Source organism: Nocardioides dilutus (assembly GCF_054779555.1).
Genome location: NZ_BAAGYA010000003.1, coordinates 778598 through 792177, shown reverse-complemented (window position 1 = coordinate 792177; position 13580 = coordinate 778598). Strand labels below are relative to the sequence as shown.

Sequence of the window (13580 nt, the reverse complement as noted above, 5' to 3'; positions counted from 1 at the left end):
GGTGCCCTACCTCTTCGCTGCCGGCAGGCCCAGGCCCACGTAGCCGATGATGTCGCGCTGGATCTCGTTGGTGCCGCCGCCGAACGTCATGACCAGGGCCGAGCGGTAGAAGCGCTCGACCCGGCCGGCGAGGACCGCCCCGTCGGACCCGGCCACGACGCCGGCGTTGGGGCCTACGACCTCCATCAGCGACCGGTAGACCTCGGTGGCGAGCTCGGAGCCGTAGATCTTGGTGGCCGAGGCCTCGGCGGGGGAGAGCGGCACCCCGGCGTCGGCGTCGGCCGCCAGCTTCCAGTTGATCAGGGTCAGCGCCTCGATCTTGGCGTGCGCGCGACCGAGCGCGATCTGCACCCACTCGGAGTCGATCACCCGGTTGCCGTCGGGGTTCTTGGTCTCCTGCGCCCAGTTGCGGACCAGCTTGAGCGACATCGTCAGCGGCGCGGACGACGTCAGCGAGACCCGCTCGTGGTTGAGCTGGTTGGTGATCAGCGGCCACCCGCCGTTGAGCTCGCCGACCAGGTTGGTCACGGGGACCCGGACGTCCTGGTAGTAGGTGGCGCTCGTGGAGACGCCCGCGACGGTGTGGACCGGGGTGTAGGAGAAGCCCTCGGCGTCGGCGGGCACCAGGATCATCGACAGACCCTTGTGGCGAGGCAGGTCGGGGTCGGTGCGGCAGGCGAGCCAGATCCAGTCGGCGTACTGGATCAGCGAGGTCCACATCTTCTGGCCGTTGATGACGAACTCGTCGCCCTCGCGGACCGCCTTGGTCTTCAGCGAGGCCAGGTCGGTGCCCGAGCCGGGCTCGGAGTAGCCGATGGAGAAGTGCAGGTCGCCGGCCAGGATCCTGGGCAGGAAGTAGTTCTTCTGCTCGTCGGTTCCGTAGCGCATGATCGTCGGCCCGACGGTGTTGAGCGTCAGGTAGGGGATCGGCACCCCGAAGTCGGCCGCGACGTCGGTGAAGATCAGCTGCTCGATCATCGAGCGGTTCTGGCCGCCGTACTCCTCCGGCCAGCCGATCCCGAGCCACCCGTCGGTGCCGAGCTGCCGGATGACCGCTCGGTAGACGCCCGCCTCCCCGAACTCCCCTTGATCGAACTGGCCGGTCGCGGAGGCCAGCCCGGCCTTCACCTCCGGCGTGACCAGCTCGGCGAAGTAGCCTTGGAGCTCTTCCTTGAGAGCCACCTGCTCGGGCTCGAGGGCGATGCGCATGGCGCAAAACTATAACGTGTTCTAGTCTTAGTCGAGAGCTTCATCCGACCGGGAGGCCACTCTGATGAGCGACACCGCTACTCGTGCCCTGGATCACGGCGCACCGCCCGAGCGTTTCGCCCGCGGCTGGCACTGCCTGGGTCTCGAGTCGATGTTCAACGACGGTCAGCCGCATGCGGTCGAGGCCTTCGGCGGCAAGCTGGTGGCCTGGTCCGACACGCAGGGCAACATCAACGTGCTCGACGGCTACTGCCGGCACATGGGCGGCGACCTGACCCAGGGGGCCGTCAAGGGTGACGAGATCGCCTGCCCGTTCCACGACTGGCGCTGGGGTGGCGACGGCAAGTGCAAGTCGATCCCCTACGCACGCCGGGTCCCGCTGCGGGCCCGTACGCAGAAATATCCCGTGGTCATCCGCAACGGGCACGTGATGATCTGGCACGACGTCGAGGGCTCCGAGCCCGACATGGACGTGCTGCCCCCCGTGCTGCCGGGCGTCGGGACCGATGAATACACCGACTGGACGTGGGAGGTCCTCGACGTCCCGACCGCGCACTGCCGCGAGATCATCGACAACGTCGTCGACATGGCGCACTTCTTCTACATCCACTTCGCCTTCCCGACGAGCTTCCGCAACGTCTTCGAGGGGCACGTCGCCTCGCAGTTCATGGAGTCGAAGGGCCGCCCCGACATGGGCGGCAGCGGCTACGGCGACGCCAACCTGGTGCTCAAGTCCGAGGCGTCCTACTACGGCCCGTCCTACATGATCAACTGGCTCCACGTGGACTACAAAGGGTTCGAGACCGAGGTCATCCTGATCAACTGCCACGTCCCGACCAGCCAGAACTCCTTCAAGCTCCAGTACGGCGTGTGCGTCAAGAAGCCCGAGGGCGTCGACGAGGAGACCGCGCAGTACATCGGCCGTCGCTACTCCGAGACCTTCAAGGAGGGCTTCGAGCAGGACGTGCACATCTGGCTCAACAAGGCGCCGGTGCAGAATCCTCTCCTGTGCGAGGAGGACGGGCCGGTCTACCAGCTGCGCCGCTGGTACGAGCAGTTCTACGTCGACAAGGCGGACGTCACCGCCGAGATGACCGACCGGTTCGAGTTCGAGGTCGACACCACCAAGGCCAACGAGTACTGGCAGGAGGAGGTCGCCGACAACCTCCGTCGCAAGGCCGAGGCGGAGGGCACCGCCACCGTGCCCACGGCAACCTAGGCGATGACTCCTGCCGTCACGCCCTGCTACGCGACGCCCCACGGGCGCTCCGCCGCGTTGCCGTCGCTCGCAAGACAACCCCGGTATGGCTTCACTCCGGCGCCTTGCGGAGCATCCCGTGGATGCGCCGCTCGCGACGGACGTGAGACAGGAGTCATCGCCTAATGGCCTCATTCGTCCCCTCCAGCCCCGAGACGCTCGAGGACCAGCGTCTCTACACCCAGGCCCGGCTCACCGACGTGGCGTGCCTGGACTGCTTGGCGCGGGTCTCGGTGAAGAAGAACAGCGACCACCACACCTCCATCCAGTGGAACGACCAGGCGCTGCACCAGTGCCCGGAGTTCGCGCGGATGGACCGCAGTCCCGGAGGCCGGCCGGTCCACGCCGCCTGTCCCCGCCTGGTGGCCAGCATCGAGGCCGCCACCCGCGAGGGGCTGGTCCCCATCGGCGCCGAAGACGGTTGGTGACGGGGACCCCCACGACATGGACACCCACGTCTTCGACCTGACCGTGGTCGACGTGGTCGAGGAGACCACGGACGCCCACAGCGTGAGCTTCGCCGTGCCCGAGGGCGCCGAGGCGGAGTTCGACTACAAGCCCGGCCAGTTCCTGACCCTGGCGGTGCCGAGCGACCAGACCGGGGTGGCGGCCCGCTGCTACTCGCTGTCGTCCTCGCCGCACGACGGCGGGCCGCTCACCGTCACGGTGAAGCGCACCGTCGACGGCTACGCCTCCAACTGGATCTGCGACAACCTCCGCGAGGGCGACACCATCAAGGTGCTGCCGCCGTCCGGCATCTTCACGCCCGCCTCCCTGGACGCCGACCTGCTGCTCTTCGCCGGCGGCAGCGGCATCACGCCGATCATGTCGATCACCCGCACCGCGATCGCGCACGGCTCTGGCCGGATCGTGCTGTTCTACGCCAACCGCGACGAGACCTCGGTGATCTTCGCCAAGGAGCTCGCAGCGCTCGCGGCGGCCCACCCGGACCGGCTCGTCGTCGTGCACTGGCTGGAGTCGGTCCAGGGGCTGCCCACCCAGGAGCAGATGAAGTCGTTCATCGAGCCTTTCCTGACCTACGACGCCTTCGTCTGCGGCCCCGCGCCGTTCATGAAGCTGACGATCGCGGCCCTGCGCGACCTGGACTTCCCCCGCGAGCGTCGCCACCAGGAGAGGTTCGTCTCGCTCGGGGGCAACCCGTTCGGCGACGCGATCGAGGTCGAGAAGGCCGAGCACGAGCTCGAGGAGGCGGAGGCGGACGACGCCTTCACCGAGGGCGCGCCCGAGGCGGCCCCCGAGCCCGGCCCCGAGGGTCCCGTCCATCTCGAGGTCGAGCTGGACGGCCAGACCTACGAGTACGACGACTGGGAGCCCGGCACCAAGCTCCTCGAGCACCTGGAGTCGAAAGGCGTGAAGGCGCCCTATTCGTGCCGCGAGGGCGAGTGCTCGGCCTGCGCCATCCGCCTGCTCGAGGGCGAGGTCAAGATGATCCACAACGACGTCCTCGACGACGAGGACATCGCGGAGGGGATCAGGCTCGGCTGCCAGTCGCTGCCGGTGACCGACGTCGTCAGGGTGACCTATCACTGATGCTCGCCGGCCCTAGCGTCATCCGGAGCGTGGGTCAGAGACCTGGATGTGAATGACGTTGCTGATCTCGCGTCGACGGAGCCCTTCCGTCGGTATGAACGGGTGCGGGCGTTTGATCGATCGATCGGTCAAACGCCGAGGAGCAGCGTGGGAGCGCGCTAGCTGCGGCATGGGCGGACGCGTCCGGCTCCCCGTCGGTTCATCAGGGGATCCAGACGAACCTGCAGTTCCCATGCCGAGTTCACCTCGGGGAGTGCGGGTTGAGCGACATCCCTTGATGAAACTGCGGCGACCCCCACTCGGCACGAGCGGACGTCTCAGGGATGACCCCTCATCCCGCGGCATCGACCGGCGACGTCTCCACGTGCTCGACTGATGACGTTCTTGACCGCCGGTCCCACCAGGCCCAACCAGCCATCACCGCACCGGCGGCCGCGACGCCCGCGATCTCGTCGACGACGTAGTGCTCCCCGAAGTAGCAGAGCGCCAGGCCCATGGCGACCGGGTAGAGCAGCAGCACCCAGCGCCACGGTGAGCGCAGGCGGCTCACGGCGTAGAGCGCGACCAGCGCGGCGATGCCGGTGTGGAGGGAAGGCATCGCCGCGACCCGGTTGGGCATGCCGAGCAGGATCATGTTCTGGCGCTCGAGGCCGAGCTCGCCCCAGGCACGGCTGGTGATGCGGGCCGCGTCGATGCCCATCCAGGGGGGAGCGGTCGGGACCAGGAAGTAGCCGGTGAGCCCGACGAACAGCAGCGTGACGTAGCGACGCATCCAGGCCCGCCAGGCGTCCTTGTTGCGTACCCAGAGCGCCAGCCCCAGCAGCATGGCGACGTAGAAGTGCGACGCGTAGACGGTGTTGAGCACGAGGTCCCACCAGCGGGGGTCTCCGCTCCTGAGGCAGGGGACGCCGCACCAGGCGTCCTGCAGCTGCTCGGTCGGTGTCCGGCCGTCGCCGACGAGGCCGCCGAGCCACCGGTCGAAGCGAACCGTGTAGTCGAAGTGGACGTCGAGGAAGGTCTCGTCGGCGAGACCCCGGAAGAACCAGTAGGCGACCAGGGCGACCACGTAGGGGCGCCAGTCGCGCCAGAATCCCTCGTGCCGGTGCGCGATCAGCAGCGCCAGCCAGCCCCACAGCAGGATGCCGAGCGGGTCGTTGGGGATGCCGACGACGGCCGACCAGACGACCAGGGCGGCCAGGTAGGCCACCACGACGAGCCCGCGAGTCACCGGTCCAGCCGGAAGATCGTGAAGTCGCCCGTGGTCGCCGCGAGCCGGTAGCGGTCCCGGAGCGCGCGGTCGGCCGTGGCACCCTCGACACCCCAGGTGTCGATCTCGGCGCCTTGGGTGACGACCCAGGTCGGCGCCCGGTCCCCGAGCAGCACCTCTGTGAACTGCTCGAGCTCGGGGTCGAGGACCCGCACCGGCAGGCTCCAGAGATGCTCGTACGGCGAGGTCAGCCGGGCCTCGCGGAGGATGTTGGCGCCACCGAAGGCGACGACCGCCGTGTCGCCGGGAGTCGCCTCCGCCTGCAGGTAGTCGATGACCGGCGCCTCCTTGCGCTCGATCGGGACCGCGACGACGTAGGCGACCGTGGCCAGCGTCGAGACGACAGCAGCGGCATAGGGGAGGACGATGGTCGGTCCGGCCTGGAGCCGGCGCTGCGACGCGGCAGCCGCCAGGAGCACCAGACCGGGCACCAGCCCCATCAGGTAGTGCAGCCAGAAGCTGCCCCCCAGGAGCACCACGAAGAGCTCCCAGCCGAGCACCGCGACCGCGGGACGACGCAGGTCGCCGACGCCGTACGTCGCCGGGCCGCGCAGCCTGACCAGGAGCCCGACCGCGACGAACGGCGCCGCGCTGGCGACCAGGGCGCCGATCATGCCCGCGAACCGGCGTGGCGTGGTCTCGGTCGACGCCGCCGCGATCACCTGCGCGGCGTCACCGCGGAAGGTGACCACGGCGCTCCACAGCTCACCGGCGGGCGTGCCGAGGTCCTGGCTGACCTGCAGCGCGACCAGCACCGTGAGCCCGGCGCCGGCGAGTGCGCCGACCAGCAGCCGGCGGCGCCGCGTCACCAGGGCGAGCACGAGGACCGCGACGAAGACGTCGAGCTGGCTCTGCTTGGTGAGAGCGGCCAGGGCACCCGCGACTCCGGCCGCGGTCGAGAGGGTCAGCGCTTGCACGTCCGACCTGGCCGTCGACGCCGCGATCACCGCCGCGAGACCCGCCATGACGAAGGGCAGGGCCAACAGCTCCCCGTGGACCACGCTCCCACCGAAGAGGGGCGTGGCGGCGAAGGTCGCCGCGGTGCCGGCGGTCAGCAGCGGGCCGATCCGGGTGGCGGGCGCGGCCAGCCTGCCGATGACCGCCGCGAGCAGCACCGTGAGGAGGACGGCCCCGCAGCCCAGCAGCCGCAGCGCCCACGGGTCGCCGATGCCGTCGGCGAGTGCAAAGAGTCCGATCAGGACCGGGGGACGGTCGACCCAGTAGTCGCCGTACAGGGACGAGCCAGGCCCCCACTGCGAGGCGATGATGAGATAGCCGCCCTCGTCCGGGCTGAGGGGACGCCACAGGAACGGCAGCCAGCCGACGAGCGCGGCCAGGGCCAGTGGTGCCTCACGCATCGATCGGCCGCGCCAGGGCTCGACGGACGTAGGGCGCCACGGGGGAGAACTTCAGTGCCTCGGGGAAGACCAGCACCAGGTCCCGCCGGCCGGTGAGCCGGATCAGGCCGTCGCGCAGGGCGCTGCGCAGCTCGAAGACGCCCTCCCACATCTGGTAGAGCGTGCCGAGCTCGGACTCCAGGAGCAGGTCGACCTCGTGACCGGGGTCGTTGAAGCACAGGGAGACGTCGTGCTTCTCGATGACGAACCAGAAGCGGGTGCGCCGGCCCTCCGGGAGCACGACGTGCAGCACCACCCGGCGGTCGCCGAACGGTTCAGGATCGATACCGCCGCGGATCCACCACATCAGCACGGTCGGGTCGAGCTCGTCCTCGCGGGGCTCGCTGAAGGCCCAGCGGGCACCCCACTCGGCCAGCCCGAAGATGATCGGCCTCAGCTCCTCGCACGCCAGCGTCGGCTCGTAACCCTCGTCCGTGCGGTGGACGAGCCCGGCCCGATCGAGCTGGTCGAGCCGCTTGGACAAGATTGCCCGCGACATCCCAGGGAGGCCGCGGGCGATCTCGTTGAACCGGCGGGCCCCCACGAGCAGGTCGCGGACGATGAGCAGCGTCCAGCGGTCGCCCAGGATCTCCAGGGAGCGCGTGATCGGGCAGTACTGCCCGTACCGGGTCATGTCCCGATCATCGCCCAGCCGGTTCAGTTTCGGAACTAGTCCCCGGCCCGTGTCGAGCCCAACCTGGCGGCATGACACTCATCGAGACCGCTCCCGAGACCGCTCCCGCAACCGCTCCCGCAACCGCTCCCGCAACAGCCCAGTCCCTGACCGACGCCGACATCGTGGCCCTTGCCGCCGAGATGGGCCGGGTCGCTGCCGAGCACGACGCCGGCCACGACCGCGACGCGACGTTCGTGACCGAGGCCTACGACGCCATGCACGCGGCCGGCTACCTGCGGCTCGCCGTGCCGGCCGAGCTCGGCGGGGCCGGAGCGACCATGCGCCAGCTCGTCCTGGCCCAGCACGAGCTCGGCAAGCACTCGGGTGCCGCCGCGCTCTCCTCGACCATGCACCACTACCTGACTCTCGTGCAGTGCTGGCGGCGCCGGCGCGGGGCCCCCGACGCCGACGGCGTGCTGGCGAAGGTCGCCGACGGCCTGGTGATGGCGACCAGCGGCGGCTCGGACTGGGTCGCGCCCACGACGGTCGCCACCGAGGTCGAAGGCGGCTACCTGTTCTCGGGCCGCAAGGTGTTTTGCTCCCAGGCGCCGGTCGCGGGAGTGGTCTCGACCTGCGCGGTGCTGGGCGAGCCAGGCCCGGGCGCCACCGTCCTGCACGCCGGCGTACCGCTGTCCGCTCCGGGAGTCTCGATCGTCGAGACCTGGGACACCCTCGGCATGCGCGGCACGGCCAGCCACGACCTGGTCCTCGAGGACGTCTTCGTGCCGGCCGAGAAGGTCGCCGGCACCAGGCCGTACGGCGAGCTGACCGGCCCGCTCCTGGTTGCGGCCATCCATTTCGCGCCACTGGCCGGTGCGGCCTACCTGGGTGTCGCCGCCGGGGCCTGCGACGAGGCGAACCGCCTCGCCAAGCCCGGTGCGGTGCGCCAGATCGGTGAGATGCGGTCGCGGCTCCGAGTCGCGCTCTGGGCGCTGCTCTCGGCGGTCGACGAGATCGGTGAGGACCCGGCGGCCGACGAGGCGACCCTGGAGACGGTGATGCTCGCCAAGCGGCACGCCGTCAACGAGGCCCGGGCCGTGGTCGACATCGCCCTCGAGGTGGCCGGTGGGTCGGCGTTCTTCCGCGGCTCACCGATCGAGCGCGCCTACCGCGACGTCCGAGGCGGCCCGTTCCACCCGCTCACGCCCGAGGCCACCCTCGAGCTGATCGGCCGGCGGGCGCTGGGCTGAGCTACCAGCCCCGGTCGCGCCACTCCTGCAGGTGCGGCCGCTCGACGCCGAGCGTCGAGTCGTTGCCATGGCCGGGGTAGAACCACGTGTCGTCGGGCAGCCGGGCGAACAGCTTGGCCTCGACGTCGTCGATGAGCTGCTGGAAGGCCGCGGCGTCGCCGAAGGTGTTGCCGACGCCGCCGGGAAAGAGCGAGTCGCCGGTGAACAGGTGCGGGTGGCCCGACGGGTCGCTGTAGAGCAGGCAGATCGAGCCCGGCGTGTGGCCGGTGACGCGGATGACCTCGAGGGCGCAGTCGCCGACCGCGACGGTGTCACCGTCGCCGACCCGGCGGTCGACATCGACCTGGGTCTGCTCGGTGATCGCGTCCGCATCGGGCTCGCCCGCGACCGGCTCCGCGCCGGTCGCCTCGACGAGCGCCTTCAGGGCCCGGTGGTGGTCCCAGTGCTGGTGGGTGGTGACCACGGCGGCCAGCCCGCCGTCGCCGACGAGCGGGAGCAGGATCTCGGGCTCGGCGGCGGCGTCGATGAGGACCTGGTCGCCGGTGTGCTTGCAGCGCAGCAGGTAGGCGTTGTTGGACATCTGCTCGTCGACGGCGACCTTGGTGATCGTCAGGTGCTCGAGCTCGCGAACCTGGGGGCCGCCGCCCGGCTTGACCTCACCGGTGTAGTCGTCAGCCATGGTCACCACGCCTCCATCCTCGGCAGTTCGCCGTCGTCGCTGGTCAACCCGTCGCCGGGGTCCCGGCCCGTTGCCCACCATGCCAGCAGCGGGCCAGGGCCGGACACGGTGGGACCACCCTTCTCTTCGGCTGGGCCGAACGACCAGGACCGGCCGAGGTCGACCGCGTGCGCGGTGAACGGCGGTCCGTCGTGCACCGTGCTGCGGTTGTCGAGGAGCAGGACCGTGAAGTCGCTCGGCCAGTCGGCCCACGTGTAGGCGAGGTCCAGGTCGGCGTGGTGGATCTCCACCTCGCGCAGCCGCATCTCACCGACCCGGCCGGCGGTGAACGTGCGGTCGCTGCCGGGGGTCCGCTCGATCCGGCCGCCGTAGAGCTCCTCGGGGAGTTCCTCGACGCCCTCGTGGATGGCGGAGGTCGACCCCAGCAGCCGGTCTCGCAGGACGGCTGGGTCAGCGCCGGACAGCCGGTCGATATCCCCGTCCCGGGCCTCCTGGGAGGCATACATCGGCACTGCGCGGTGCTCACGCACCCCTTCCAGGGCACCGGCGAGGCCCTCGGCGTTGAGGACCAGGTGGGCGACGACGTGACCGCGGGTCCAGCCGGGCAGCAGGCTGGGCTCGGCGAACTGGAAGTCGGCCATCGCGTCGACGGTGCGGACCAGCCGCCGGGTCGCGGACTCCAGCAGGTGGACCACCTCGGCGTAGGCGGGAGAGTCGGTCATGCGCCCATCGTGCACCACCCTTTGAGGCGACGGATTCAGGACTGTCGGCGGCCCGTGACAGAGTTGGCGACGTGGCGGATCAGCTGATCATCCGGGGTGCCCGGGAGCACAACCTCAAGGACATCTCACTCGACCTGCCGCGGGACTCGCTGATCGTGTTCACCGGCCTGTCCGGTTCTGGGAAGTCCTCCCTCGCCTTCGACACGATCTTCGCCGAGGGCCAGCGGCGCTACGTCGAGTCGCTGTCGGCCTACGCCCGCCAGTTCCTCGGCCAGATGGACAAGCCCGATGTCGACTTCATCGAGGGCCTGTCCCCGGCGGTGTCGATCGACCAGAAGTCGACGTCCAAGAACCCGCGCTCGACGGTCGGCACGATCACCGAGGTCTACGACTACCTCCGGCTGCTCTACGCCCGCGCCGGCCGCCCCCACTGCCCCGTCTGCGGCGCGCCGATCGAGCGGCAGACGCCGCAGCAGATCGTCGACCGGGTGCTCACCCTCGAGGAGGGTGCCCGGTTCCAGGTGCTCGCCCCCGTCATCCGCGGCCGCAAGGGGGAGTACGTCGAGCTGTTCAAGCAGCTCCAGACCCAGGGCTTCTCCCGCGCCCGCGTGGACGGCGAGACCCACGGCCTCGACGATCCACCCAAGCTCGACAAGCAGAAGAAACACACCATCGAGGTGGTCGTCGACCGACTGGCGGTCAAGGAGTCGTCCAAGCGCCGGCTCACCGACTCGGTGGAGACCGCGCTCGGCCTGGCGGGCGGTCTGATCACCTTCGACTTCGTCGACCTGGACCCCAAGGACCCCCACCGCGAGCTCCGGTTCAGCGAGAAGATGTCGTGCCCCAACGACCACACCATCGACACCGACGAGCTCGAGCCGCGCTCCTTCTCGTTCAACAGCCCGTTCGGCGCCTGCCCGGAGTGCCACGGCCTCGGCACCCGCATGGAGGTCGACCCCGAGCTGGTGGTGCCCGACCCGGGCGCGACGCTGGGGGAGGGCGCCATCCAGCCGTGGAGCATGGCCCACGTCGCCGACTACTTCCTCCGCCTGATGGGCGCCCTGGGTGACGAGCTCGGCTTCGACCTCAACACGCCGTGGGAGGACCTCCCGGCCAAGGCCCAGCAGTCGCTCCTCGACGGCCACTCCACCAAGGTCCACGTCGTCACCACCAACCGCTACGGGCGCAAGCGCGCCTACTACGCCGAGTTCGAGGGCGTGCGCACCTACATCGAGCGCCGGCACCGCGAGGCGGAGTCCGACACCAGCCGCGAGCGCTTCGAGGGCTTCATGCGCGAGGTGCCGTGCCCGGTGTGCAAGGGGAGCCGGCTCAAGCCGGTCTCGATGGCCGTGACGCTGGGTCCCAAGGACCCTGTCAACGGCCCAGCCGGTCTCAACATCGCCGACGTCTGCGCGATGCCCATCAACGAGTCTGCCGAATTCCTCCGCAATGTCGACCTGAGCGCCCGCGAGCGTCAGATCGGCGAACGGGTGCTCAAGGAGATCCAGGAGCGTCTCAACTTCCTGCTCGACGTCGGCCTCGACTACCTCTCCCTCGACCGTCCTTCCGGGTCGCTGTCCGGTGGCGAGGCCCAGCGGATCCGGCTCGCCACCCAGATCGGGGCCGGCCTGGTGGGCGTCCTCTACGTCCTCGACGAGCCCTCGATCGGGCTCCACCAGCGGGACAACCAGCGGCTCATCGAGACGCTGGTCCGGCTCAAGGACCTCGGCAACACCCTGATCGTCGTCGAGCACGACGAGGACACCATCAAGACCGCCGACTGGGTCGTCGACATCGGGCCGGGGGCTGGTGAGCACGGTGGCCAGGTGGTCCACAGCGGCACCGTCCAGGGGCTCTACGAGCACCCCGACTCGATCACCGGCCAATACCTCTCCGGCCGTCGTGAGATCCCGGTCCCGGCCGTCCGCCGCCCGCGCACCCCGGGCCGCGAGCTGGCCGTGCTCGGCGCCCGGGAGCACAACCTCCAGGACGTCGACGTCACCTTCCCCCTCGGGCTGTTCGTCGCCGTCACCGGAGTCTCCGGCTCGGGCAAGTCCACGCTGGTCAACGACATCCTCTACACCTCGCTCGCCAAGCAGATCTACCGCTCGCGCACGGTGCCGGGGCGACACCGGACGATCACCGGCGTCGACAACGTCGACAAGGTGATCCACGTCGACCAGTCGCCGATCGGGCGCACCCCGCGGTCCAACCCGGCGACCTACACCGGCGTGTTCGACCACATCCGCAAGCTCTTCGCCTCGACCCCCGAGGCCAAGATGCGCGGCTACCTCCAGGGCCGGTTCTCGTTCAATGTCAAGGGTGGACGCTGCGAGGCGTGCGCCGGCGACGGCACGATCAAGATCGAGATGAACTTCCTCCCCGACGTCTACGTCCCCTGCGAGGTCTGCCACGGCGCCCGCTACAACCGCGAGACGCTCGAGGTGCACTACAAGGGCAAGACCATCGCCGAGGTCCTCGACATGCCGATCGAGGAGGCGGTCGACTTCTTCGCCGCAGTGCCGCCGATCGCCCGCCACATGAAGACCCTGGTCGAGGTGGGGCTGGGCTACGTCCGGCTCGGTCAGCCGGCCACGACGCTGTCCGGCGGCGAGGCGCAGCGTGTGAAGCTGTCGTCCGAGCTCCAGAAACGGTCGACCGGCGGCACCGTCTACGTGCTCGACGAGCCGACGACCGGCCTCCACTTCGAGGACATCCGCAAGCTGCTGCTGGTCCTCGGCCGCCTGGTCGACCAGGGCAACACCGTGCTGGTGATCGAGCACAACCTCGACGTCATCAAGACTGCCGACTGGATCGTCGATATGGGCCCCGAGGGCGGCTCCCGCGGCGGCACCGTCGTCGCCGAGGGCACCCCCGAGGCCGTGGCGGCCAACCCGGAGAGCTACACCGGCCAGTTCCTCAGACCGATTCTCGACGGACGTGAGGCGGCCCAACCCAAGCGGACACGCCAGGCCGGCGCCAAGAAGGCTCCGGCGAAGAAGGCCGCTCCGTCGAAGAAGTCGGCGGCTCGCAGGAGCGCGTGAGGGCCTTCTCAGCGAACTCACATCTGGGCCTCAGTCGGCCCGCAGCAACAACTGGCTAAGGTTTCAACCATGACTCGGGTCTCCCGCCGCACCGTGACCGGGCTGGCCACCGCCGGTCTCAGCCTCCCGTTGCTCGCCGCCTGCGGCGACGACGGCGACACCGGCAGCGCCAGCGACAGCACCAGTGACACCACGAGCGACCCGGGCTCGGGTTCGAGCTCCGGCGGCGCCACCCCCAGCCCGGCCGAGAGCTCGGCGGGAGGGTCCGGCGGCGACGCGCTCGCCTCGACGTCGGACATCGAGGTGGGCGGCGGCTCGATCTTCGCCGACGAGCAGGTCGTTGTGACCCAGCCCAGCGAGGGCGAGTTCAAGGCCTTCAGCTCGACCTGCACCCACCAGGGCTGTCAGGTCGAGTCCGTGTCCGACGGCACCATCAACTGCCCGTGCCACGGCAGCAAGTTCTCGATCGAGGACGGGTCACCGGACGCCGGCCCGGCGACCTCTCCGCTCAAGGAGGTCGCCATCACCATCGACGGCGACTCCATCGTCCTGGCGTAGTCGGGCTGTCGCGGGGTCGGGCCTCTCAG

The 13580-nt window shown here is 69.9% G+C and carries 12 protein-coding genes; 6 read left to right on the top strand and 6 right to left on the bottom strand.

The genetic code is table 11. The features are described 5' to 3' along the window. Positions 1-6: 6 nt before the first annotated feature. Entirely contained in the window at positions 7-1209 is a 1203-nt protein-coding gene (locus tag ACYVC6_RS19530; protein WP_460716128.1) for an acyl-CoA dehydrogenase family protein, read from the bottom strand. Positions 1210-1273: 64 nt separating this feature from the next. On the opposite strand from ACYVC6_RS19530, the gene ACYVC6_RS19525 reads away from it, so the two are divergent. The 3 genes from ACYVC6_RS19525 (at position 1274) to ACYVC6_RS19515 (ending at position 4018) form a co-directional block, all read left to right on the top strand. Next, on the top strand, positions 1274-2428 hold the full coding sequence (locus ACYVC6_RS19525) for a Rieske 2Fe-2S domain-containing protein (RefSeq protein WP_460716127.1): 1155 nt from the start codon (positions 1274-1276) through the stop codon (positions 2426-2428). A gap of 164 nt (positions 2429-2592) precedes the next feature. Next, positions 2593-2895, top strand: a complete 303-nt coding sequence (locus ACYVC6_RS19520) for a hypothetical protein (RefSeq protein ID WP_460716126.1) — start codon at positions 2593-2595, stop codon at positions 2893-2895. A 16-nt stretch (positions 2896-2911) separates the two neighbouring features. Further along, complete coding sequence (locus ACYVC6_RS19515; protein WP_460716125.1) at positions 2912-4018, top strand: 2Fe-2S iron-sulfur cluster-binding protein; 1107 nt, start codon at positions 2912-2914, stop codon at positions 4016-4018. Between the two features lie 331 nt (positions 4019-4349). On the opposite strand, the gene ACYVC6_RS19510 is transcribed toward ACYVC6_RS19515, so the two are convergent. From ACYVC6_RS19510 to ACYVC6_RS19500, 3 genes are read right to left on the bottom strand one after another with little or no spacing between them, the layout of a single operon-like run. Next, complete coding sequence (locus tag ACYVC6_RS19510; RefSeq protein WP_460716124.1) at positions 4350-5246, bottom strand: phosphatase PAP2 family protein; 897 nt, start codon at positions 5244-5246, stop codon at positions 4350-4352. Then, positions 5243-6643: a hypothetical protein gene (locus ACYVC6_RS19505; RefSeq protein ID WP_460716123.1), complete on the bottom strand. Its 1401-nt coding sequence runs from the start codon at positions 6641-6643 to the stop codon at positions 5243-5245. Before ACYVC6_RS19505 ends, ACYVC6_RS19510 begins: the two co-directional genes overlap by 4 nt. Then, positions 6636-7316 (bottom strand): winged helix-turn-helix transcriptional regulator, encoded by a 681-nt coding sequence (locus ACYVC6_RS19500; RefSeq protein ID WP_460716122.1) that lies wholly within the window; start codon positions 7314-7316, stop codon positions 6636-6638. Before ACYVC6_RS19500 ends, ACYVC6_RS19505 begins: the two co-directional genes overlap by 8 nt. Positions 7317-7387: 71 nt before the next feature. Between ACYVC6_RS19500 and ACYVC6_RS19495 the strand changes: the two genes are divergently transcribed. Then, positions 7388-8548, top strand: coding sequence for an acyl-CoA dehydrogenase family protein (locus ACYVC6_RS19495; protein ID WP_460716121.1), 1161 nt, complete (start codon positions 7388-7390; stop codon positions 8546-8548). A gap of 1 nt (position 8549) precedes the next feature. Here ACYVC6_RS19495 and ACYVC6_RS19490 read toward each other — a convergent pair whose 3' ends face one another. Both ACYVC6_RS19490 and ACYVC6_RS19485 read right to left on the bottom strand, forming a co-directional pair. Further along, complete coding sequence (locus ACYVC6_RS19490) at positions 8550-9227, bottom strand: MBL fold metallo-hydrolase (protein WP_460716523.1); 678 nt, start codon at positions 9225-9227, stop codon at positions 8550-8552. 2 nt (positions 9228-9229) lie between these two features. Continuing rightward, positions 9230-9949, bottom strand: coding sequence for a maleylpyruvate isomerase family mycothiol-dependent enzyme (locus tag ACYVC6_RS19485; RefSeq protein WP_460716120.1), 720 nt, complete (start codon positions 9947-9949; stop codon positions 9230-9232). Positions 9950-10020: 71 nt separating this feature from the next. Between ACYVC6_RS19485 and uvrA the strand changes: the two genes are divergently transcribed. Continuing rightward, complete coding sequence (gene uvrA / locus ACYVC6_RS19480) at positions 10021-12993, top strand: excinuclease ABC subunit UvrA (protein ID WP_460716118.1); 2973 nt, start codon at positions 10021-10023, stop codon at positions 12991-12993. Positions 12994-13062: 69 nt separating this feature from the next. After that, positions 13063-13551, top strand: coding sequence for a Rieske (2Fe-2S) protein (locus tag ACYVC6_RS19475; RefSeq protein WP_460716117.1), 489 nt, complete (start codon positions 13063-13065; stop codon positions 13549-13551). Positions 13552-13580: the final 29 nt, after the last annotated feature.

Coding starts and splice junctions, on each gene's coding strand:
- ACYVC6_RS19520 (WP_460716126.1), top strand. CDS start 2,593: ATGGCCTCATTCGTCCCCTCCAGCCCCGAGACGCTCGAGGACCAGCGT.
- ACYVC6_RS19485 (WP_460716120.1), bottom strand. CDS start 9,949: ATGACCGACTCTCCCGCCTACGCCGAGGTGGTCCACCTGCTGGAGTCC.
- ACYVC6_RS19525 (WP_460716127.1), top strand. CDS start 1,274: ATGAGCGACACCGCTACTCGTGCCCTGGATCACGGCGCACCGCCCGAG.
- ACYVC6_RS19500 (WP_460716122.1), bottom strand. CDS start 7,316: ATGACCCGGTACGGGCAGTACTGCCCGATCACGCGCTCCCTGGAGATC.
- ACYVC6_RS19505 (WP_460716123.1), bottom strand. CDS start 6,643: ATGCGTGAGGCACCACTGGCCCTGGCCGCGCTCGTCGGCTGGCTGCCG.
- ACYVC6_RS19490 (WP_460716523.1), bottom strand. CDS start 9,227: ATGGCTGACGACTACACCGGTGAGGTCAAGCCGGGCGGCGGCCCCCAG.
- ACYVC6_RS19495 (WP_460716121.1), top strand. CDS start 7,388: ATGACACTCATCGAGACCGCTCCCGAGACCGCTCCCGCAACCGCTCCC.
- ACYVC6_RS19515 (WP_460716125.1), top strand. CDS start 2,912: ATGGACACCCACGTCTTCGACCTGACCGTGGTCGACGTGGTCGAGGAG.
- ACYVC6_RS19530 (WP_460716128.1), bottom strand. CDS start 1,209: ATGCGCATCGCCCTCGAGCCCGAGCAGGTGGCTCTCAAGGAAGAGCTC.
- ACYVC6_RS19475 (WP_460716117.1), top strand. CDS start 13,063: ATGACTCGGGTCTCCCGCCGCACCGTGACCGGGCTGGCCACCGCCGGT.